The organism is Streptomyces sp. NPDC034103 (assembly GCF_055575395.1).
Map to the genome: position 1 here is coordinate 238799 of NZ_JBVISS010000011.1, position 21149 is coordinate 259947.

Sequence of the window (21149 nt, forward strand, 5' to 3'; positions counted from 1 at the left end):
GCGTGGTGCGGCCGGCCTGACGCGCGGCGCGGCCCTGGCGTCAGTGACCTCCCCGGTTCTCGACACAGGGCCCCTCGCCGGGCTGCGGCTCGGCGTAGACGCCGTGCACCTCGCCGGTCAGCTCGTCCTTCGTCACCCGCCCCGACACGCACACGACGCCCGTGTAGACGGCGTAGTAGCCGTTCCCCACGGAGACCCCGTGCTCCTCGCCGCAGCCGAGGCGCGCCAGCGCGGTCTCGACGCGCTCATCACTGAAGCTCCCGTACTCCCCCGAACCGCCCTCCTTCCTGACCTTCGCCAGCTCCGCGAGGATGAGTTCCGCCGACGCCTGCCCGCTGGCCTGCTGCTCCGCGCTGAGGGAGGTCCGCATGCGGTACGCGTGGTTGTCGGCGTAGTTCGGGGGCTGATCGATGTTCTCCTCCGGCGTGGCGGTGTCGGCACGGGGGCTCGGCGACGAGGGCACCGCCACGGGCGTCTTCGCGGCCTGGGCGCACCGGGGCGGGGGCGGATAGGAGGGCGAGGCGCTGCCCGAGCGCGCGCCGGGGCTCGACTCCGCCCCCACACCACCCTTCTGGCTTCCGCACGCCGTCACCGTGAGCGCGATGAGGGCGGCGACTACGGCGGCTGTGGCGGCCGGGGCAGCTGTGGCTGGTCTTCCGAAGGACATGGGCAGAGTCTCGCGGGGCGGAGGCCGAGTGTCATGAGCGCAACTACTCAGATCCCCGCCGCTGCTCCGCCCTCCTGGCCGGGCTTCCCCGAGGGCGGTCCCTGCCCGCACCCTCTGCGTGCGGCGCGCGCCCCAGTCCTGCCCGGCGCCCGCGCGCACTTCTCCGCGCACGCGCGCGTGCCCCGCCCTCGCCTCCTCCCGCGCTCCTTAGCATCGCCCCCATGTCCGGTCCCGCCGCTCACCTCCCGCGCTCCCCCCTCCGCGTCTGGTGGGCCCAGCGGCCGCCTGCCGCCGGAGCGGCCGTGATGGCGACCGGCATCCTGAGGTCCAGGGCACCGCGAGTACGAAGGCCCAGAGCACGAGACTCAGGTCCAGGGCACCGCGAGTACGAAAGCCCAGAGCACGAGACTCAGGTCCAGAGCACCGCCAGACTCACGTCCAGAGCACCGCGATGAAGATGTCCGCGATGGTCAGCGCGCCCACCAGCCCGAACAGCCCCTTCTCCACCTTCTCGTCGTCCCGCTTCACATAGACGAGGCCGAGGATCACCACCAGCAGGGCCAGCTTGATGCCGATCTTCACGTTGTTGACGGACTGGTCGTCCGCCTGGTTGAGGCCGACCAGGATCACCCCGGTGACCAGCATGGTGAGCGCGCCGTGCAGCATCGCCGGAACGAAGCGGGCGGTGCCCTGACCCATGGCCTTCATCTGGGTGAGGAAGCCGCCGAGCAGCGAGGCGATGCCGATGATGTGCAGGCCCACGAAGAGATGGATGAGTACGTCCATGGGGCCGGAGCCTAGTCAGAGGCGCTTGAGCCGCCCTACACCGCCCTGTCGTTTCCGTCACGATCTTGCATATATGCGCCCCATAGCACCCCGGCACCCCCATCCGTTCCGGAATCCGCACTTCGGTCATCACCCTGCGTGAAGTCGACGGCCCGAGAACGGAATCACGGTCGCATGCGGTCACCTGGCGATCCCCTCGGACCACTTCCGCGCATCCCGTTACCCCGGCGACACAGTGAGGTTTAGCGTCCTTCCCCAGGTGACCGGCTCCCCACCGCCGCCCGGGCCAGGGGCGGCAGTCGGACACCACCGCCGAGAAAATCCGGCGGCGGCCCGCTCCCCCTGTGCGGGCCGCCGCCGGACGCGTGAACCGCCCCGGGCGGGCCGTGCGTCCGCTTCCCCTGGCGCCCGTACGGCCCACAGCACGTCCGGGGCGGTCCCGCCCGAACCAGGCGGTCGTACGAAAGGACGTGCAAGTCCACGTGGCAGCGCACCGCAAGCCCAGGCAGCGCTCGGCCGGCGGCACCACGGCCCGTACCGCGGCGACGATCGCCCTCGCGGGCGCGGCGACCGCGACCGGTTTCGACGGGACCGGACACGCCGAGCCGAACCTGACACCGGCGCAGGTCAAGGCGAAGGTGGACAAGCTGTATCAGGAGGCGGAGGTCGCCACCGAGAAGTACAACGGCGCGAAGGAGAAGGCGGACGCGGCCGAGACGCGGCTGAAGTCGCTGCGGGACGAGGCGGCACGCAAGACGGACAAGCTCAACTCGGAGCGGGACGCGCTGGGTTCGATGGCGGCGGCACAGTACCGCGACGGCGGCCTCGACCCCGCGCTGCAACTGGCGCTCTCCGCCGACCCCGACCGCTACCTCGACGGCGCCGAGTTCGTCGAGCGGGCCGGCACCCGACAGGCGGCCTCCGTCACCAGCGTGCGCAGACAGCTGCGGGAGATCGAGCAACTGCGCGGCGCCGCTCATGTCGAGCTGGCTTCGCTCAAGTCACGGCAGGCGGAGCTGAAGCGGCACAAGAAGACGATCACCGGGAAACTGGACGCGGCGCGGCAACTGCTGTCCCAGCTGCCGGAGGAGGACCGGGCGACCGACGTACGGCACGCGTCCCGCGCGGGGACCGGAACACGGGACGGACTGACCGCGGCCGGACACGCGACCGGTGGTGTCCAGGCCCCCAACTCCCGCGCCGCGGCCGCCGTCTCGTACGCCTACTCCAAGCTCGGCAGCCCCTACGTCTGGGGCGCCACCGGACCCGACGCCTTCGACTGCTCCGGCCTCATCCAGGCCGCCTACCGCTCCGCCGGCATCTCCCTGCCCCGCACCACCTACGCCCAGATCGACGCCGGCCGCCGCGTCTCCCGCTCCGAACTCCAGCCGGGCGATCTGGTGTTCTTCTACTCCGCCATCAGCCACGTCGGCATCTACGTCGGCAACGGCCAGATGGTCCACGCCCCGAACCCCTCGGCACCGGTACGGGTCGCGCCGCTCGACGAGATGCCGTTCGCGGGGGCGACCCGGGTGGTGTGACCCGGCGCGACGCAGCGGTAAGGCCGTTCACCCGAGACCCCTGGCAGGGAGGGGACGGTTCCGTTCTGCCGCCACGAGATCACTCTGTCCCCTCAGCGAGCGTGAACGGCCTCCTCGGCGACCGGGCCCGTGCGCCTCACACCAGCCGTCGCGCCGTGGCCCACCGGGTCAGCTCATGACGGTTCGACAGCTGCAACTTCCGCAGCACCGCCGAGACATGGGACTCGACCGTCTTCACCGAGATGAACAGCTGCTTGGCGATCTCCTTGTAGGCATAGCCACGGGCGATCAGCCGCAGCACCTCCCGCTCGCGCTGGGTGAGCCGGTCGAGGTCCTCATCCACCGGCGGGGCGTCCGTCGAGGCGAACGCGTCCAGCACGAAGCCGGCCAGCCTCGGCGAGAACACCGCGTCCCCGTCCTGGACCCGGAAGACGGAGTCGACCAGATCCTTACCGGTGATCGTCTTGGTGACGTATCCCCGCGCACCGCCCCGGATCACGCCGATCACATCCTCCGCCGCGTCCGAGACGGACAGGGCGAGGAAACGGACCGGCTGCTCGGCGTCGGCCATCAACGGAGCGCAGCGGCGCAGGACTTCGACGCCACCGCCGCCCGGGAGGTGGACGTCGAGAAGGACCACCTCGGGCCGGGTCGCGGTGATGACCGTGACCGCCTGGTCGACGTCCGCCGCCTCGCCGACGACCTCGACGCCGGTCTCCTCGGTCCGGCCGATCTCGGCCTGGACGCCCGTACGGAACATCCGGTGGTCGTCGACGAGGACCACGCGCACCCTGCGCCCGCCCGCGCTGCCGGTGGTGGCCTCCGCCGTATCGTTCGCCTCGTCGCTCATGACGTCTTCTCCGCCCTCTCCATCTCCAGCTCGACCTCCGTGCCGCCGTCCGGCACCGCCCGCAACCGGGCCGTGCCGCCGTTGCGCTCCATGCGGCCGATGATCGATTCTCTGACACCCATGCGGTCGGCGGGTATCGAGTCGAGGTCGAAGCCGGGCCCGCGGTCCCGGACCGACACGAAGACCGTCCGCCCCTCGACTTCGGCGAAGACCTGAACCGCGCCGCCCTCGCCACCGTACTTGGCGGCGTTCACCATCGCCTCGCGCGCGGCCTGCATCTGCGGACCGATCCTCTCGTCGAGCGGGCAGTCACCGACTATGACGACCTCTATGGGCACGCCGTGCTTGTCCTCCACCTCCGCGGCGTTGCGCCGCACCGCCTCGGCGAGGGTGGTGGGTTCGTCGGCCTCGTCCTTGCCGGTGCCCTCCGGTTTGTAGAGCCAGGTCCGCAGGTCGCGCTCCTGGGCCCGGGCCAGGCGCCGCACCTCGCTCGCGTTCTCCGCGTTGCGCTGTATCAGGGTCAGGGTGTGCAGCACGGAGTCGTGCACATGGGCGGCGACCTCGGCGCGCTCCTGGGCGCGGATACGCATCAGGCGCTCCTCGGAGAGGTCCTGGGTCATGCGCACGAGATAAGGGCCGGCGAGGAGCGTTATGCCGACCAGGACCGCCAGGGCCGCCTGGAGGACCGAGCCGAGGTGGGCCGCGGAACCCTGAAGGACGAAGATGCCGGAGACCCCGGCCGTGACCAGCAGGACACCACCCGCGGCGCGCAACAGGCTGAGGGTGCGCTTGCGGCGGCCGACCTCGACCCAACGGGCCCGGCGGGCGTTGTCGGCCTGCCGCCAGACCAGGGCCACACCGGCGCCGACGAGCACGGCGGGCCAGAGGTAGGCCTTGGCACCGGCGTCCAGATTGACGTTGCCCACGAAGACCATGGCCACGACGACCATCAGCAGCAGGGCGACCATCTGCCCCTTGTCGGGCCTGCGCGCGACGAGTCTGCGGCGGCCGTCCGGCGAGGTCTCGGCGGTGACGAGGGAGGGCGGCTTCTCCCCACCCACCCCGACCCCGCCGATCCCGAGCGGCACGAAGAACCAGAACGCGGCATACAGCAGGGCCCCGAGCCCGTCCGCCATGAACAGGCCCACGAAGACGAGCCGCACCCAGATCACAGGCAGCCCGAGATGCCCGGCGAGCCCCCGCGCCACACCACCGAGCCAGCGTCCGTCACTGCTGCGGTAGAGCTTGCGCGGCGGCCGCGGTTCGACGAGTGGCGCTGCTGCGGCTTCCGGCATGCCATCGATGGTCACACGGCGCGGATGCCGGGGCATCAGGGTCCGTCCCCTAGACGCCCCTGATCTTCGACATGTGCAGAAACGTCGGGCCGTCGAACGCTTCCCCGGCGCCGGCTCAGGGGCGATATCAGGGTCCGGCCAGGGTCGTTCCGACTCCCATCGGAGCGGCTCGCCCGTCACCATGGACACATGACAGATCACCAGCACGCCGCGGACCCGGCGCCCGACGAGGGTGCCTCGTCCGCCGTGCCCACTGCGGCCGACGCAGGTGAGGAACCGCGCGCGCACGAGCGGGCGGATGCGCGGGCGGGCGCAGGGACGGGCGCACGGGCGGAAACGGGGACGGGAGCGGGAACGGGGACGGGAACGGGGACGGGCGACTGGACCGCCACGGCACCCGGCACCCCAGACACCTCCGCCACCCCTGGCACCCCTGGCACCCCGTCCGGCGCTGCCCCCGGCACCCCGGCCGACGCTGCCCCCGGCACCCCGGCCGACGCTGCCCCCGGCACCCCGTCCGGCGCTGCCCCCGGCGCCCGGGCCGACGCGGATGCCGAGGAACCCGTTCCGGCCGGAGCCTCCGCGCCTCCCGAGAGGTTCCGGCGGGACCGGCGGTTCAAGGTGCTCGCCGGGGTGTGCGCGGGGCTCGGGCGGCAGTACGACATGGACCCGGTGATCTTCCGCATCACGCTCGCCGTGCTCTCCGCGACCGGCGGCATCGGCCTCATCTTCTACGGCTTCGCCTGGCTGTTCGTGCCCTACGACGACGAGGAGGAGAACGAGGTCCGCAAGCTGCTGACCGGCCGCGTCGACGGCCAGGCCCTGACAGCCGTGTTGTTCGCGCTGGTCGGCTGCGGGGTGTTCCTGACCCTGCTGAACAACGGCGGGGTCCTCACCTTCGCCGTCGTCCTCTCCCTCCTGCTGGCCGGCGCCGGGTACTGGTCGCGCCGACGCGGCGCCCCCGACACCGACCCACTGGCCGCACAGGCCGCCGCGGACGCCCCGCCGGAGGCCAAGGCGCCGCCCGTCGCCGCCGGATACCCGTCCTGGTGGCGCGACCCCATCGTCAAGGACGGCACGCACGAGGGTGGCACCGGCTATCTGTGGGGCCCCCGCGACTCCCGCGACCGGGACGTCATGGCGGCCGTCAACATCGCCCGCGGCACGTACGGTGAGGGCCGCGTCCCCACCCGCGTCACGCACCCCCAGCCGCCCAGGAACCGCGGCCCCCGCTGGATCGGCGGCTGGGTGTTCCTGTTCGCCCTGCTCGCGGGCGGTCTCGGCACCAGCCTCACGTGGGACGGGCACCCGCTCGGCACCAGCCTCCAGACCGGCCTGGCCTGTGCCCTCATGGTCATCGGCCTCGGCATAGCGCTCAGCTCGTTCCTCGGGCGCACGGGAGCGGGGTCGATCTTCCTGGCGGTGCTCACGGCAGGGCTGCTCGCCGGCTCGGCCGCGCTGCCCAAGGACATCGGCACGCACTGGGTCGAGGAGACCTGGCGGCCGGTCGCGGTGGCTGACGTGCGGCACAAGTACGACCTCGGCACCGGCGTAGGGACCCTGGACCTGACCAAGCTGGCGGTCACCCGGGGACAGACGGTGAGCGCGAGGGCCGAGGTGGGTGTGGGCAAGCTCAAGGTGGTCGTGCCGCGCGACGCGACGGTGAAGGTCACCATCGACGTCGGGGTGGGCGACATCCAGCTCCCGGGCGACAACCAGGAGGACGTGGACGTGGCACCGGGCAAGTACAAGGAGGTCACCCTGACACCGCCCAAGGGCACCAAGTCCTCCGGCACCTTCGACCTCGACCTCCAGGTCGGCGTCGGCCAGGCGGAGGTGAGCCGTGCTACGTCATGAGTTCCGCCCCGGCAAACTGCTCGCCGGCCTCTTCCTCGCCCTGACCGGCATCCTCTACGCCGGCGACGCGGGGGACGCCTGGGAGACACCGTGGTTCGCGGTCATCCCCCTGGTCACGGGCGGCCTCTTCCTGGCGGCCACCGCAGGCCTGCTGACCCGGGCCATCCGCCGACGCACTCCGCCTGCTCCGGGCACGGCAGCGGGGGGCGAGACGGAGATACCGAGCTGAGCCAGACGGTCGGCACGGGTCGAGGGAGCGGCTCGGCCCTAATGGGGCAAGCGGAGCCGCACGGCTCGCGACCGCCCGGTTCAGCCCTCCTGGGCCAAGCCGGACCGGAGGCTCGCGACCATCTCCAGCGAGCCACCGCCAGGGAGCGGCCCACACACCCTGCTCACCCGGCCAACCTCACACGGCGAACCTCAGGCGATCACGCGATCACGCGATCACGCGACCACGCGACCACGCGAGGTCATACCCGGGCCCGGCACCCACCAGGGCCGACCCTGGGGACGAGTCCATCTCCCCGCCGATGGCCTGGTCGTCGGGCCAGACGCACTCCGGCGCCCCGGGTGGCCTGGCCTACTTGGCGGCCCAGCAGCCCAAAGCGTTCCGTTGCCCCTCCGCCGCCCGGCGCAGTGCGTCCGGCGAGCCCAGCAGGCCGTACGGCAGATACCCGGAGCGGACACCGAGTTCCCACCCGTGGACCTGGACGGCGAGGCAGGCCAGGGCGAGGGGGCCGAGGGGGAGGAGGGACCGGGGCGCGGGATCACCGGCATCGGCCTCGACGCTCTCCCGGTACGCGGCCAGCCGGGCGACGAGGGCGTCCTCGAAGGCGCGCTGGTCGTCGTCCAGGAGTACGCGGAGCAGCCGCTGGTCCGCGCTCAACGCGTCGCCGACCTCGACGAGCCGCCGGGCGGCCTCCGTGCGCTCCCCGGCGTCCGGCTTGCGCAGCGGAACCGTGGGCCAGTCACGGGGCAGATGCCCGGCCGCCTCGGTGAGATAGAGGCACAGGGCGTCCATGGCGGCGAGGTCGGCGGGGTCGGAGACGGCGGTGTACCTGTTGTGGGGCACGCCGTCACGGATGGCGGGCGCGTAGTCACCGCGCAGCAGCAGCCCGGTGACCCGCTCCCAGTCCCACACGTGCCCGCTGACGACACACATCTCGAACATGTCGAGCCAGGTCCGCGCGGTGGGCGCCTCCTTGACGACGTCCTGGAAGGTGATGGGCCCGTCCCCGAACTCGTCGTCGTCCGGGTCCGTGCTGATCCGCCGCCCGAGGAGGGGGAATCGGAGTTCCTGGTCCCCGCCCGGGAAGCACATGATGCTCAGCACTCCGTGCACACACTCCGCGGCGGTGACGGCGACCATGCCTGCCGCAGCGTCGAGTCCCGGCTCCGTCACCGCTCGCGCGGCGACATGGTCGAGCAGTTGGTCCGCCATGTCCCGGATCAGCGCCGGCGAGATGCTGCCGTACCGCAGCCAGTGCCACTGTGTGAAGGCCCGCCCGTCGATGTCGTCGAGCGCCTCGGCCAACCGCTGCTCGCCGACCTGATGGCATGTCACATTCCGCACGTACCCCGCCCCTTCATGAACTCCACGACTGGACGGAGCACGTTATCAACGGCCACCGACAGCACTGGAGCGCATGTTTCGGATCACCTCGCCGACCAGCTGATGACGGCGGCGATGTGGAGTCCGGCAAGGTGGATGGCGGCGGTGCCGTCGTATCGAGCGGACCAAGCATCCACCCGGACCAGGCGTCCCGCCGGACCAGGCGTCCCCCGGACCAGCCGCCCGGCGGGTCAGACGCGTCGACGCCTAATACCCCGCCGCTCGTTCTCGCCGCCGGGCTTTCAGCGCCGCGTCCACCGAGAGGTAGGGCGCGCCCGCCAGGACCAGGGGGAGCCAGGCCATGAGGTAGACAAGGTCGTTTCCGTAGTAGTACGGGTCCGACGCCCAGCTCATCGTCAGCCACAGGCTCAGGGAGATCAGCGCTCCGCCGAGCGCGGCCAGGCGGGCGAGGAGGCCGAGGAGGGTGCCGATGCCGACGGCGAGTTCACCGAAGGCGATGGCGTAACCGAAGCCGACCGGGCTCTTCAGGGCCATGTCGATCAGGTCGGGGATCGCCGCGGAGTCCCGGACGTTGCGCATCTGCTCGCCGATGGAGCCCGCGCCGGAGGACTTCATGAAGGCGCTGTCGGTGATCTTGTCCAGGCCGGCGTAGATGAAGGTGACGCCGAGGAAGAGTCGCAGGGGAAGCAGGGCGTACCGGCCGGCGGTGTCCCGTCGGCTCCGGTCGCCGTCGTAGTAGGGGGTGTGCGTGTCCGTACGGAAGCTGTGCGTCATCACTTCGAGCCGCCTCTCAACCCAGCGTGCCGTGGCCCCTCGAAAGACGATACGCACGAGTGGGAAGGGCCGCTCAATGCCGGCGCGACCGTTTTCCCGGCCCGGGCGCGGGGTCAGATGTAGGCCCGGATCTGGCGTACGGGGTGCCCGAGTGCCTTGGCGACGGCGGCGAGCTGTTCGTCGGTGAGCCGGTCGGGCTCCGGGTTCCTCACGCCCCCTCAGTCCGTCACATCGATCGCGTACCGGTTCGTCTCCACCCCGGCGGCCGTGATCACCTGCACCTCCACCCGCCCCGGTTCCACGTCGGCCGGGACCGGCACGGTCAGGACGGCGTCCGTCGGGTTGCTGAAGCCTCCGGGGACCGGGACGAGCGGGACGTGGACGTGGACGGTGCCGACGCGGACCGTCATGCGGGAGAGGCGGTCGGCGCCCTGGGCGCCCGGGGGCACGAAACCGGCGCCGCGGATCTCGATGTCGTCGCCGGTGCGGATGGGGCCGTCGAGGTCGCCCGCCTCACGGGCGCGGACGACGGAGAGGATGACCGGCCGGCCGCCCTCGGCGTACTTCCCGGCGACGTAGGTCGCCGCGGAGACCAGGACCACGACGGCCAGGCCCCAGGGCAGATCGGGGAGCTGGTCGGGGCGGCGGGCCAGCCGGACCGCGGCGAACAGCAGGGCGACGGCGCTGATGACGACGTACTGGATGTCGGCGAAGGTGCCCCGGCCGGCGTCGTCCGTCAGCAGGTCCGCGGCGCGCGGCCGGTCGGCGCGTACCTTCTGGAGCCGTTGGCCCAGGACGCGCAGGCCGACCACGCGCCGTACGAGGACCGCGATCGCGCACACCACGGCGAGGACGGTCACCGCGCCGGCGCCGCGCGCGAGGTCGAGCCCGGAGATCAGCGCGTCGCGTTCCTTGGGCGAGGAGGTGGCGGCGAGGCGGCCGGCCAGGACCAGCACGGCGTAGGCGACGAACAGCACCCAGGACACGGCGACCGCGCGCGAGGTGGAGAGCCGGTTGTCCTCGCCGATCACGGGCGCGAGCGCGCCGCCGCGGGCCCGGTGGAACCAGGAGGCGGCCGTCAGCGCGCCCGCTGTTACCAGCCCGGCCAGCAGTCCGGCCGTGCGGGCGGTGCTCCAGCCCGCGCCGATGGCCGTCAGCGCCTGGACGAGCAGCAGCAGGACCACGCCGGCCCACACGGTGTACGCGGTACGGCGCCACAGGCGGGCCAGCCACGCCTCGCCCTCGGCGCGGCCGCGTGCGGCGACGACCTCCGCGGACTGGGTCAGCTCCTCCGAGACCCACTGGCGGGAGGCGGAGGCGGAGTGGGCCACGGCGGCCGGGAGGCCCTGTCCGGCGGCGAACTCGTCCCGCTTCAGGAGGAATGCGGCGACGGCCCGCCGATGGCCTTCCCGCGCTCCGTGCGGGCAGTCCCCGCAGGTGCAGCCGCCTCCGTGCGCGCCTGTCTCCGCGCTCTGTCTCGCCTCCTGCACCGCCACCTCCGACGCCCGCCTTCCCCGCGATCTCCATGTGTCGCGGCCCCTGCCGAGCCCTCGGCGGCCGCCCGGCAACTCCCGTGCGATGACAGCGAATTGTGCCCTACGCCACTGGGCGCCGGTCCGGCAGGTCTGGTCAGGGCGGGTGAAGCCCGGGCCGCCGTGTTGACCCGGCTGCGAGAATTTCCCTATGGCCGAGATCATCCAGCGCGACGGGACCTGGGCCTTCGACGGCACGACGGTCAGGATCACGCCGGGACTCCATCGTTCCGTGCCGCTGTTCCGGCAGACGTACGGCGAGATCGCGGTGCCTCTGGAGGCCGTCTCGAGCGTCGTCTACGAACCCGAACGCAAGCGGGGGCGGTTGCGGATGCGGCTGCGCGAGGGCGCGGACCCGTTGCTCCAGGCGACGGGCGGGCGGTTGCCGGACGCGGCGGATCCGTATCGGCTGCTGGTGGACGTAGACCGGTCCGGGGTGGCCGAGTACATGGCGGAGGAGATCCGCCGGGCGCTGCTGCTGGACGGGATCCCCAAGGAGCCGACGCAGGCGTATCTGCTGGCCGGTCCGCCGGTCCCGGTCTCGGTGCGGTCCTCCGACGGGACGGTCTCCTTCGACGGTCTGACGGTCCGTATCGACTGGTCGGACACCTCGGAGCGGGTCAAGCGGGCGACCGGGCCGCGGATCATCGCGGTGGGCGACCTGGTGGGTGTCGAGTGGCTGCCCAACTCCGGTTACGAGGACGGCTTCCTGCGGTTCGTGACCGGCGAGACGGTGTTCTCCAAGCTGCCGCCGGAGAAGGACCCCTACGCCCTCGACCTGTGGGGCAGCGCCCGCCGCGACCTGCTCACGGCGCTGGTCGCCACCGCGGTCACCGCCCGTCTCCCCCACCCCTCGACCCGTACCGGGAACGACCGGGAGGAGTTCCCGCGCCACCTTCCGGCGGCCGTCCCGCCCCAGGCCACGCGGACCCCGCAGGCCGACCGGCCGGACCATCACGACGTACTCCTGCGCAGGTTGCGCGAGTTGGGCGAGCTGCATCGCGACGGCGTGCTCACGGACGAGGAGTTCGCGAGGACCAAGGCGGCGGTACTGCGCGGCTTCTGATGGCTGGCGCGGCTTGCTAACTCAGCAGATCCGGCTCGCTGCGGCTGATGTCCTGCCACAACGGCTGGTAGTTGATCCACGCCACCAGGTCCCCGCCCGCCTGTTCCCGCGTGGCCACGGCGGCCTTGTGCTCGATCAGCACCGGTCGTCCCGCTGCCCGGGCGGTCAGCTGGACCTGCGAGGAGCGTTCCATGGAGAGGAACCACCAGGCGGCGGCGTCGACCGAGTCCCCGACGGTCAGCAGGCCGTGGTTGCGCAGGATGAGGGCCTTGCGGCAGTCGAGGGCGGCGGCGATCCGGCGTCCTTCGGCGGCGTCGACGGCCACCCCGGTGTAGGCGTCGTAGAGGGCGTGGTCCTCGTAGAAGGCGCAGCTCTCCTGGGTGATCGGGTCCAGGAGGTCGCCGAGCGCGGCGAGCGCGCGGCCGTGCACCGAGTGGCAGTGGGCGACGGCGACGACGTCGGGCCGGGCGGCGTGGACCTGGGCGTGGACGGTGAAGGCGGCCTGGTTGACGTGATAGCGGCCCTCGATCACCTGTCCCTCGGCGTTGGCGAGGACCAGGTCGCTGACCGTCACGTGCTTGAAGGGGATACCGAACGGGTTGACCCAGAAACAGTCGCTGAACTCCGGGTCCCGTGCGGTGATGTGCCCGGACACGCCGTCCTCGAAGCCCATCCGCCCGAAGATCCGCAGCGCCCCGGCGAGCCGCTCCCTGCGGTGCCGGCGTTCGTCCTCGACCGATTCGTGCATCGGCGGCATGGCGAACTGGAGGCGGTCGGTGGGCAGGGGTGTCGGCGGCTTGGGCCCATACGTCCCGTGCATCTGTCCTCCAGCACTGGGGTTGCTCTACGGGGCGGAAGTTACCGTCGGTCAGCGCGGGAAAACAGGCGTGTGAGGTAACGATGCCGTGCACAACCGTCCCAGGCGCTCAGGGGTCTGTGATGCGGAACGAGAAGTTCAGCACCTGTTTTCAGCCATCCCGGAGTCCTCCTTGAGCATCGCCGAACGTCACCTCAGCTCCCTCATGCGGCAGCTCGCGACCCAGGACCATGTCGAGCTGGTCCATCCCTTCGCCGAGCACAAGACCTTCGGCGCGCTCGTGTACGTCGCCGAGTGCTTCGGCTTCCGCTACGCCGGTGTCCGCCTCGTCGGCCGCCACAAGTTCCTGCACGTCCACCTCGTCCGCTCCCCCGAGCCCTGGGCCCAGCAGCGCGCCGCGGCGAACATCGCCGCGTTCCCGCAGGTGGGCGCGGGCGGGCCGGTGCCGGGTATGTATCTGAACTCGCTCACTCCGGTGCCCGAGGCCCAGGCGGACGTCGATCTGATCGTGGCGATCATCAAGTACGACGCCTTGCTGGAGGCCGGCAACCGCAGGCAGTTGCTGACCATCGGCTGGGGTTCCGGTGTCCTGTTCCTGCTGCTGGCGCTGCTGACCGGCGTGTACGCCGTGCTGCTCCCGCTCGCCGTGCTGACGCCGGCGTTCCTGCTCGGCGCCCTGCGCGTCAACACGGTCCGCCGCGCGAAGCTCGCCGCACAGCTGACGGCGGCCGGGTGCGCGCAGGTGCGGGACGACGCGGGCCGGGAGCGGTATGTGCGTCCGGTGCCGAACCCCGCGCAATAGCGGACAGCGGCTGTCGGGTATCGGCGCCACACTCGTCGTATGACAGCGAACTGGTCGACCTTCACCGACGCCGAGCCCGAGCTCGCCCAGCGCGTGGAGGAGCGCTTCGGTGCCTTCAGGCACCATGTCCTCGCGACGCTCCGCAAGGACGGCTCCCCCCGCACGAGCGGCCTGGAGGTCCGCTTCCTGAACGGCGAGCTGTGGCTCGGCATGATGCCGGGCTCCCTCAAGGCGCTCGACCTGGCCCGGGACCCCCGTTTCGCCCTCCAGGCGAACCCCGGGGAGGGACAGGGGCTGGGCGGCGGCGATGTGCGGATCAGCGGGCGGGCGATCGAGGTCCATGACGCCGCGACGAAGGCCGGATACGTCGAAGAGGTGAAACCGCCGGAGCCGTTCCACCTCTTCCGCACCGAGCTGACGGAGGTCGTGCGGACCTACGTCGAGGACGACACGTACCTGGTCGTCCAGGTCTGGAAGCCCGGTGAGCCGGTGCGCGTGATCAAGCGCACCTGAGCCGCGGAGCCTCGGACCAGGCCTACTCCCACTCGATGGTGCCCGGCGGCTTCGACGTCACGTCGAGGACCACGCGGTTGACGTCAGCCACCTCGTTGGTGATCCGCGTCGAGATCTTCGCGAGCACCTCGTACGGCAGGCGCGACCAGTCGGCGGTCATGGCGTCCTCGGAGGACACCGGGCGCAGCACGATCGGGTGGCCGTAGGTGCGGCCGTCGCCCTGGACGCCGACGCTGCGGACGTCCGCGAGGAGGACCACCGGGCACTGCCAGATGTCCCGGTCGAGGCCGGCCGCGGTGAGCTCCTCGCGGGCGATGGCGTCGGCGTCGCGCAGGAGGTCGAGCCGCTCCTTGGTGACCTCACCGACGATCCGGATGCCGAGGCCGGGGCCCGGGAACGGCTGGCGCTGGACGATCTCCTCCGGCAGGCCCAGCTCCTGGCCGACCATCCGGACCTCGTCCTTGAACAGCTTGCGCAGCGGCTCGATCAGCTGGAACTCGAGGTCCTCCGGCAGGCCGCCCACGTTGTGGTGGGACTTGATGTTGGCGGTGCCGGTGCCGCCACCGGACTCGACCACGTCCGGGTAGAGGGTGCCCTGGACGAGGAACTCCACCGCCGGGCCCTCGTCCGCGATGATCTCGGCCTGGGCCTGCTCGAAGACCCGGATGAACTCCCGGCCGATGATCTTCCGCTTCTCCTCGGGGTCCGAGACACCCTTGAGCGCGGTGAGGAAGCGCTCCTCGGCGTCGACGACGACCAGCTTGACGCCGGTCGCGGCGACGAAGTCCTTCTCGACCTGCTCGGTCTCGCCCTTGCGCATCAGACCGTGGTCGACGTACACGCAGGTCAGCTGGTCGCCGATGGCGCGCGCGACGAGGGCCGCGGCCACCGCCGAGTCGACGCCGCCGGACAGACCGCAGATGGCCCGCTTGTCGCCGACCTGCTCGCGGATCGCGGCGACCTGCTCCTCGATCACGTTGCCCGTGGTCCAGTCCGGCTTCAGACCGGCGCCCCGGTACAGGAAGTGCTCCAGGACCAGCTGGCCGTGCGTGGAGTGCATGACCTCGGGGTGGTACTGGACGCCGTAGAGCTTCTTGTCGTCGTTCTCGAAGGCGGCGACCGGGACGACGTCCGTGGACGCGGTCACGGTGAAGCCCTCGGGGGCGGCGGAGCAGGCGTCGCCGTGGGACATCCACACCGACTGCTCGTCCGGGGTGCCCTCGAAGAGGGTCGAGCCGGACTTCGAGACGTGCAGGGGCGTACGGCCGTACTCGCGGGCGCCGGTGTTGTCGACGGTGCCGCCGAGGGTGGTGGCCATGAGCTGGAAGCCGTAGCACATGCCGAAGACGGGGACGCCGGCCTCGAAGATCTCGCGGTCCAGGCGCGGGGCGCCCTCCGCGTACACCGACGACGGGCCGCCGGAGAGGATGATCGCCGCCGGGTTCTTGGCGAGCATCTCCGCGACCGGCATGGTGCTCGGCACGATCTCGCTGTAGACCCGCGCCTCGCGGACGCGACGGGCGATGAGCTGGGCGTACTGCGCGCCGAAGTCGACGACCAGGACGGTGTCGGGAGCGGCGGCGGGGTTCGCTGATGACACGGGTTGCCTTCCGGCGGTGAGCGAGGGGTGTGTGTTGCCGAGTCTACCGGGCCCGGCGGTGCCGTACCCGGGGCGATCCCGCGCGGCCCTCGTCTCAGGATGCGAACCGGGTTGGACGTCCCCGGGAGGCGCGGCATACTGCTGCCATGCTCACGCACCCGACCTTCCTGTTTACCTATGGCACCCGGCCCGCCGGCTGCCATGGTCGTGCTGCTTGAGCTACTGACAAGCGACTTCCCAGGCGCCCCGGGCCGACAAGGTCCGGGGCGTCTGTCGTCTCCTTCCGGATCTTGCCGCTCCGGGGCGCCTCCGCCCGACACAAGATCCGACGAAGGAGCCCTCCATGACCGCCATCGACGTGACCGGCGCCCGCACCCCCGAGGCCGCCGAGGTGATCGCCGGCGCCCGTGAGCGCATCGACGCGCTCGACGACCGGATCATCGGTCTGATCCAGGAACGGATGGCCGTGTCCGCCGTCGTCCAGGAGGCCCGGATCACCTCCGGCGGCCGGCGGGTGAACCTCTCCCGCGAGATGCAGGTCCTCGGCCACTACAGCGACGCGCTGGGCAGGCCGGGCACGTCCGTCGCGATGACGTTGCTCGAACTGTGCCGGGGTCGCATCTGAGTTCGGTCCCCGTCTCACCCGTACGGCGCGTGACCGGGACGGGAACCGCTTCGTTGGTGGGGTGTCCGCGCCAGCCAGGGGCGGGCCCGAAAGAACCACGCGTGGCTCGCTGGAGCGATGAGACGTACGGATCGCCGTGCGTCGTGGGACCTCGCTCCAGACAAGTGACCGGACGGCAGGGGACAGCTAGCCCGGTCACCCAAGAGAACGGTCGGCTCCGGGGACGCCCGGGGCCGGCCGACGGAAAATGCACAACAGCTATCGGGCAAAGTACAGGAACACGTACCAGGCTGGGCGAAACGGTTGCGGTGGCCGGGCCCGTCCAGCACGATGCCTAACAGCCCAAGTCCCCTCGTCGACCACCACATTGCCTTTGTCCTCCCGCACTGCCAGAGGTCGGGACCGGCCGTGCTCCCCGGTCGCGCCGGGGCGCCGACCCGGGGCATGCGAGGCAGGCGGCGCGACCCCCGGCGCCGCTCCCCAGAGGCACCGGCGCTGCCCTGACGCCGGTGCCGGCGAAAGAAGGGCCCCGCGGATCCGTCCCGCGGGGCCCTTCGCCGCGCGCCCAGGGTGCCGGCCGGTCGCGGTCAGACGCGGGTGACCGTCCCGCAGTCCTGGTCCCCGCGGATGTCCTTGCTGCGGTCGTACGGGTCGCTGGTCGGGCCGGACGGGGGCGCGCTCGGGTCGGTCTCCGAGGGGAACCGCGGGTGGAACCAGCCGTCGTGGACGTCGCAGGCCGAGTTGCCGGCGTCCCGGTCGTACCGCACGACGCTGAGCTTTCCGGGGGTGACGTCGTACGTGGCCGGGTCGGACAGTTCGAGGTCGAGGACGCGGCGGACGATGGTGCGGGTCACCTCGGTCGAGCCGTCGGTGCGGACCACCGGGTAGACGAAGGTGTAGTCGGCGTGGACGGCGACGGCCCGGCCCCGGCCCGCCTCGAAGGTGATCCGGCCGCGGGTCTTCACGACGTCGCCGACGGTTCGGACCTCGTCCGGGTCGAAGCGGGTGAACATCGCCAGCGGGTCGTGCTTCTCGGTCGGCTCGCTCAGACCGGCCGTCAGCCCGGAGAGGACGTCCGGCTGCTTCGGGTCGAGGACGGCCAGCGCCTTCTCGGGGCGCCCGCCGCGCAGGGTCGCCGGGTCCAGGTTCGCGTCGATCAGCAGTTCACGGGTCATCCGCAGGGCCTCGGCGACCTCCGCCTCGGACCGGCCACCGACCGCCTTTGCCTTCGGCGCGAGGATGCCGGCCCGCCCGTCGGCCCAGCGCTTGGCCGGGGACCCGGCGAAGGGGTCGTCCAGGGTGGGGGTCGCGGGTGCCGCGGTGGCGGGCGGGGCGGTCGGGGCCGCGGTCTCGTCGGGGAGCGGCGACCCGGCGGCGGAGCCGGAGCCGCCACTGCCGAAGGGGTCGCCCGGTATCAGGGACGGCTTGAGCGCCACGACGGCCACGGCTATGGCGAGGAGTACACCGAGGATCTTCCAGACAGCCCGGCCGCGCTTCCTCTCCAGCACCGGTGGCCCCGTGCGCCAGCCCTCGGGCGCGTCACCCCGGGCCTCCTGCTGCCGGAGCCGCTCCGTCACCATGCGGGCGCGCGCGGAGGGTTCCTTCGGGGCGTCCTTCTCGTTGGCGCGGGCGAACTGGGCCCAGATGTCGTCGGGGGCGTCGGGTGACGAGGAGGAGTCCTCGGAGGGCTTGTCAGACACGACGGCAGTTCTATGGGCAGAGAAAGCTCTTTCACAAGCGAAATCGAGGTGTGACTCAGGCCACATAAGTTTTGTGTGAATGCAGGGGCAACCATTCACAGGCTTCACGAATCAAACCAGGCGAACCAAGGGCCACACCCGCGCCCCACACGCGGGGCGGAACCCGCCCCACTCGCGTGCTGCGCAGCAGCACACCGGACTTCCTGAGGTCTTTCATGAAGCTTCGCCGTGCCATGGCCGCAGCGGCCGCGACGGCTGTCATAGCCCCTCTCGCGCTGCTGTCCGCGCCTGTCGCGTTCGCGGACGAGACGACTCCGGCGCCCACCGACACGGTCACCAGCACGCCGACCGACACGGCCGAGCCGACCCCGACGGACACCGCGCTGCCGACCGACACCGCGCTGCCCACGGACACCGCGCTCCCGACCGACACGGCGACGGCCACCGCCACGGCGACCGACACCGCGACGGCCACCGCCACGGCCACCGAGCCGGAGGAGCCCGAGCCCACCGACTCCGCCGAGCCGAGCGAGGAGCCGACCGACCCGGAGGTCCCGTACTGCGAGGAGCTCGACAAGGAGTACGCGGACCCCAAGGTGTCCGCGGACATCAAGGGCCTGCCGGGCAAGATCGTCGCGGGTGACGGCTTCCACAACTTCAAGCTGACCGTCACCAACGACTCCGGCACCACGGTCGACGGCGTCGCGTTCTACGCCGAGGTCGAGAACTACGAGCTCGACGAGTCGAAGTTCCTCAGCCCCTACGTCGACCTGGAGTTCAAGAACCCCGAGACGGGTTCCTGGGACCGCATCGGCGACGAGACCTACGCCGGTGACTACTTCTTCTATGCCGACGCGCTGAAGGCCGGCAAGAGCAAGTCGGTCGCCCTGCGCGTCAGCATCGACGCCAAGGCCCCGGCCGGCGACGCCTACTCCTTCGGCTCCGGCGCCTACCTGGACAACGTCGACGGCCAGGACTGCATCGCCGAGGGCTGGGCCCAGTACGACTTCACGGTCCTGAAGGCCGGTACGCCCAACCCGAACCCGGGCGACGCGGGCCCGAGCGACAACGGCCCCAAGGACTCGGTGAAGAAGCCGCAGGGTGACGTCTCCGAGCTGCCGACGGGCAACCTCGCCGACACCGGCTCCAGCTCGGCGCTGCCGACCATCGGTCTCGTCGGCGGTGTCGCGATCGTCGCCGGCGCCGGTGCCGTGTTCGCGATGCGCCGCCGCAAGGTCGGTGCGCAGGGCTGAGGCCCAGCACCGGAGCTTGCCGCTGATCAGAGAGAAGGACCTGCGTTCGGAGGGGGACGCAGGTCCTTCTTTCTTGTGTGCGCTACTTCGCGCTCCTGCGGGTGGGCGCTACTTCTTCGGCGGTACGGCCGGTATCCCGAGGAACGGCAGCCGCAGCGCGCCGAACGCCTCCGCCGGGACCACCGGTGCCTGCGGCTCGACCGGCTTCAGGCGCTCGTACGCCGCTCCCTGCGCCGGACGCGGGTCGGACTCGCCCTTGTTGGGCCAGAACGACATCGCCCGCTCGGCCTGCGCGGTGATGGTCAGGGACGGGTTCACCCCGAGGTTCGCCGAGACCGCGGCGCCGTCGACGACCGAGATGCCGGGGTGGCCGTAGAGGCGGTGGTACGGGTCGATCACGCCGTCCTCGGCGCCGGCGCCGATGGGGCAGCCGCCGAGGAAGTGCGCGGTGAGCGGGGTGCCCATCAACTCGCCGACGTTGGAGCCCGCGAAGCCGTTGATCTCGGCCGCGATCGCGGCGGCGCCCTCCGAAGCGGCCCTGATCTGCTTGGGGTTGGGGCTGCCGTGGCCCTGCCGGGCGGTGAGCAGGCCCTTGCCGACGCCGTCCGGTTTCAGGTACGTCGTCAGGGAGTTGTCCAGCGACTGCATCACCAGGCCGATGATGGTCCGCTCCGACCAGCGCCGGTTGGACAGGGACCGCAGGACCTGCACCGGGTGCCGGGCCGCGTTCGCCATCCAGCCGAGGACGCGTGAGGAGCCCTCGGCGTAGGGGACCTGGAGGATGGACAGGCTGCCCATCGAGTTGGAGCCCCTGCCGTAACGGACCGGCTCGATATGGGTGTTGGGGTCCGGGTGGATGGAGGACGTGATGGCGACCCCGCGCGTGAAGTCGACCCGCTTCTCCCCCGTTGCCTTGCGATAGCGCCGGTTGTCGGTCTGCGCGCCGACCAGCGCCTCGGAGTTGGTGCGGGTCAGCTCGCCCAGCCGGCCGGAGAGGTACGGCAGTTGGCCGCCGGCCTTCATCCGGTGCAGCAGGGTCTGGGTGCCGTAGGTGCCGGCGGCGAGGACGACACGACGGGCACGGAAGATCCGGCCCTTGGCCTTGCGCCGCTGGTCCGTGGGGAGGGTGGTGACCGCGTACCCGCCCTGCGAGTCGTCGGTGACCGACACGACCGTCGTCAGGGGGTGCACGACCGCGCCCGCCTTCTCGGCGAGGTAGAGGTAGTTCTCGTTGAGGGTGTTCTTCGCGCCGTGCCGGCAGCCGGTCATGCACTCGCCGCACTCGCTGCACGCCGTGCGGGCGGGGCCGGCGCCACCGAAGTAGGGGTCGCCGGCCGTCTCGCCGGGCTTCGCCCTCGTCGTCCCGTCGGCGTCCTTGCCGTCGCCGAAGAACACGCCGACCGGCGCCATGTGGAAGGTGTCGCCCACGCCCATCCGCTGGGCGGCGGCCTTCAGATGGACGTCGGACGGGGTCATCGTCGGGTTGAGCCGTACGCCGAGCATGCGCTGGGCCTGGTCGTAGTACGGCTTCAACTCCTCCTCCCAGTCGGTGATGTCACGCCACTGCGGGTCCTGGAAGAACGGGGTCGGCGGTACGTAGAGGGTGTTGGCGTAGTTGAGCGAACCGCCGCCCACGCCCGCGCCCGCCAGGACCATGACGTTGCCCAGCAGATGGATGCGCTGGAGGCCGTACATGCCGAGCCTGGGGGCCCAGAGGTAGTTCTTGATGTCCCAGGAGTTCTTCGGGAGGGTCTGCCTGGTGAAGCGGCGGCCCGCCTCCAGGACACCCACGCGATAGCCCTTCTCCGTGAGGCGAAGGGCGCTGACCGAGCCGCCGAATCCGGAACCCACGACGATGACGTCGTAGTCGTAGTCGTCCTGTGGCACGTGCGCTCTCC

19 protein-coding genes are annotated in these 21149 nt (G+C 71.5%); 8 read left to right on the forward strand and 11 right to left on the reverse strand.

The features are described 5' to 3' along the window. Nucleotides 1-40: 40 nt before the first annotated feature. Nucleotides 41-667, reverse strand: a complete 627-nt coding sequence (locus tag ACZ56U_RS25575) for a hypothetical protein (protein ID WP_469086321.1) — start codon at nucleotides 665-667, stop codon at nucleotides 41-43. Between the two features lie 432 nt (nucleotides 668-1099). Then, nucleotides 1100-1453, reverse strand: coding sequence for a hypothetical protein (locus tag ACZ56U_RS25580; protein ID WP_391234569.1), 354 nt, complete (start codon nucleotides 1451-1453; stop codon nucleotides 1100-1102). Between the two features lie 482 nt (nucleotides 1454-1935). Between ACZ56U_RS25580 and ACZ56U_RS25585 the strand changes: the two genes are divergently transcribed. Beyond that, nucleotides 1936-2994: a C40 family peptidase gene (locus ACZ56U_RS25585; RefSeq protein WP_469086322.1), complete on the forward strand. Its 1059-nt coding sequence runs from the start codon at nucleotides 1936-1938 to the stop codon at nucleotides 2992-2994. 136 nt (nucleotides 2995-3130) lie between these two features. Here ACZ56U_RS25585 and ACZ56U_RS25590 read toward each other — a convergent pair whose 3' ends face one another. Together ACZ56U_RS25590 and ACZ56U_RS25595 are read right to left on the reverse strand one after the other, a co-directional pair. Next, on the reverse strand, nucleotides 3131-3844 hold the full coding sequence (locus ACZ56U_RS25590; protein ID WP_469086323.1) for a LuxR C-terminal-related transcriptional regulator: 714 nt from the start codon (nucleotides 3842-3844) through the stop codon (nucleotides 3131-3133). Next, a complete protein-coding gene (locus ACZ56U_RS25595; protein WP_469086324.1) occupies nucleotides 3841-5139 on the reverse strand; it encodes an ATP-binding protein in 1299 nt (432 codons plus the stop codon). Before ACZ56U_RS25595 ends, ACZ56U_RS25590 begins: the two co-directional genes overlap by 4 nt. Before the next feature lie 189 nt (nucleotides 5140-5328). Between ACZ56U_RS25595 and ACZ56U_RS25600 the strand changes: the two genes are divergently transcribed. Both ACZ56U_RS25600 and ACZ56U_RS25605 read left to right on the forward strand, forming a co-directional pair. Then, a complete protein-coding gene (locus ACZ56U_RS25600; protein WP_469086325.1) occupies nucleotides 5329-6996 on the forward strand; it encodes a PspC domain-containing protein in 1668 nt (555 codons plus the stop codon). Then, nucleotides 6983-7225 (forward strand): hypothetical protein, encoded by a 243-nt coding sequence (locus ACZ56U_RS25605; protein ID WP_469086326.1) that lies wholly within the window; start codon nucleotides 6983-6985, stop codon nucleotides 7223-7225. Before ACZ56U_RS25600 ends, ACZ56U_RS25605 begins: the two co-directional genes overlap by 14 nt. A 351-nt stretch (nucleotides 7226-7576) precedes the next feature. On the opposite strand, the gene ACZ56U_RS25610 is transcribed toward ACZ56U_RS25605, so the two are convergent. From ACZ56U_RS25610 to ACZ56U_RS25620, 3 genes are all read right to left on the reverse strand, one after another. Further along, nucleotides 7577-8569: an immunity 49 family protein gene (locus ACZ56U_RS25610; protein ID WP_469086327.1), complete on the reverse strand. Its 993-nt coding sequence runs from the start codon at nucleotides 8567-8569 to the stop codon at nucleotides 7577-7579. 246 nt (nucleotides 8570-8815) lie between these two features. Further along, entirely contained in the window at nucleotides 8816-9343 is a 528-nt protein-coding gene (locus ACZ56U_RS25615) for a TQO small subunit DoxD (RefSeq protein WP_469086328.1), read from the reverse strand. A gap of 218 nt (nucleotides 9344-9561) precedes the next feature. After that, nucleotides 9562-10839, reverse strand: coding sequence for a hypothetical protein (locus tag ACZ56U_RS25620; protein WP_469086329.1), 1278 nt, complete (start codon nucleotides 10837-10839; stop codon nucleotides 9562-9564). Between the two features lie 187 nt (nucleotides 10840-11026). Between ACZ56U_RS25620 and ACZ56U_RS25625 the strand changes: the two genes are divergently transcribed. Then, nucleotides 11027-11941, forward strand: coding sequence for a DUF4429 domain-containing protein (locus ACZ56U_RS25625; RefSeq protein ID WP_469086330.1), 915 nt, complete (start codon nucleotides 11027-11029; stop codon nucleotides 11939-11941). A gap of 16 nt (nucleotides 11942-11957) precedes the next feature. On the opposite strand, the gene ACZ56U_RS25630 is transcribed toward ACZ56U_RS25625, so the two are convergent. Continuing rightward, the gene (locus tag ACZ56U_RS25630; protein ID WP_391234548.1) at nucleotides 11958-12761 is read right to left on the reverse strand and encodes a class II aldolase/adducin family protein; all 804 of its coding nucleotides are present in this window, start codon (nucleotides 12759-12761) and stop codon (nucleotides 11958-11960) included. A gap of 169 nt (nucleotides 12762-12930) precedes the next feature. Here ACZ56U_RS25630 and ACZ56U_RS25635 point away from each other — a divergent pair, with 169 nt between their 5' ends. Together ACZ56U_RS25635 and ACZ56U_RS25640 are read left to right on the forward strand one after the other, a co-directional pair. After that, nucleotides 12931-13560, forward strand: a complete 630-nt coding sequence (locus ACZ56U_RS25635; RefSeq protein WP_469086331.1) for a hypothetical protein — start codon at nucleotides 12931-12933, stop codon at nucleotides 13558-13560. A 39-nt stretch (nucleotides 13561-13599) separates the two neighbouring features. Next, complete coding sequence (locus tag ACZ56U_RS25640; RefSeq protein ID WP_469086332.1) at nucleotides 13600-14073, forward strand: pyridoxamine 5'-phosphate oxidase family protein; 474 nt, start codon at nucleotides 13600-13602, stop codon at nucleotides 14071-14073. Nucleotides 14074-14095: 22 nt separating this feature from the next. On the opposite strand, the gene guaA is transcribed toward ACZ56U_RS25640, so the two are convergent. Beyond that, entirely contained in the window at nucleotides 14096-15673 is a 1578-nt protein-coding gene (gene guaA, locus ACZ56U_RS25645; protein WP_469086333.1) for a glutamine-hydrolyzing GMP synthase, read from the reverse strand. 343 nt (nucleotides 15674-16016) lie between these two features. Between guaA and ACZ56U_RS25650 the strand changes: the two genes are divergently transcribed. After that, a complete protein-coding gene (locus tag ACZ56U_RS25650) occupies nucleotides 16017-16298 on the forward strand; it encodes a chorismate mutase (RefSeq protein ID WP_469086334.1) in 282 nt (93 codons plus the stop codon). Between the two features lie 587 nt (nucleotides 16299-16885). Here ACZ56U_RS25650 and ACZ56U_RS25655 read toward each other — a convergent pair. Then, a complete protein-coding gene (locus ACZ56U_RS25655; protein WP_469086335.1) occupies nucleotides 16886-17998 on the reverse strand; it encodes a hypothetical protein in 1113 nt (370 codons plus the stop codon). Nucleotides 17999-18213: 215 nt separating this feature from the next. Between ACZ56U_RS25655 and ACZ56U_RS25660 the strand changes: the two genes are divergently transcribed. Further along, nucleotides 18214-19251: an LPXTG cell wall anchor domain-containing protein gene (locus tag ACZ56U_RS25660; RefSeq protein ID WP_469086336.1), complete on the forward strand. Its 1038-nt coding sequence runs from the start codon at nucleotides 18214-18216 to the stop codon at nucleotides 19249-19251. 108 nt (nucleotides 19252-19359) lie between these two features. Here ACZ56U_RS25660 and ACZ56U_RS25665 read toward each other — a convergent pair whose 3' ends face one another. Beyond that, on the reverse strand, nucleotides 19360-21138 hold the full coding sequence (locus ACZ56U_RS25665) for a GMC family oxidoreductase N-terminal domain-containing protein (protein ID WP_469086337.1): 1779 nt from the start codon (nucleotides 21136-21138) through the stop codon (nucleotides 19360-19362). Between the last annotated feature and the right edge of the window lie 11 nt (nucleotides 21139-21149).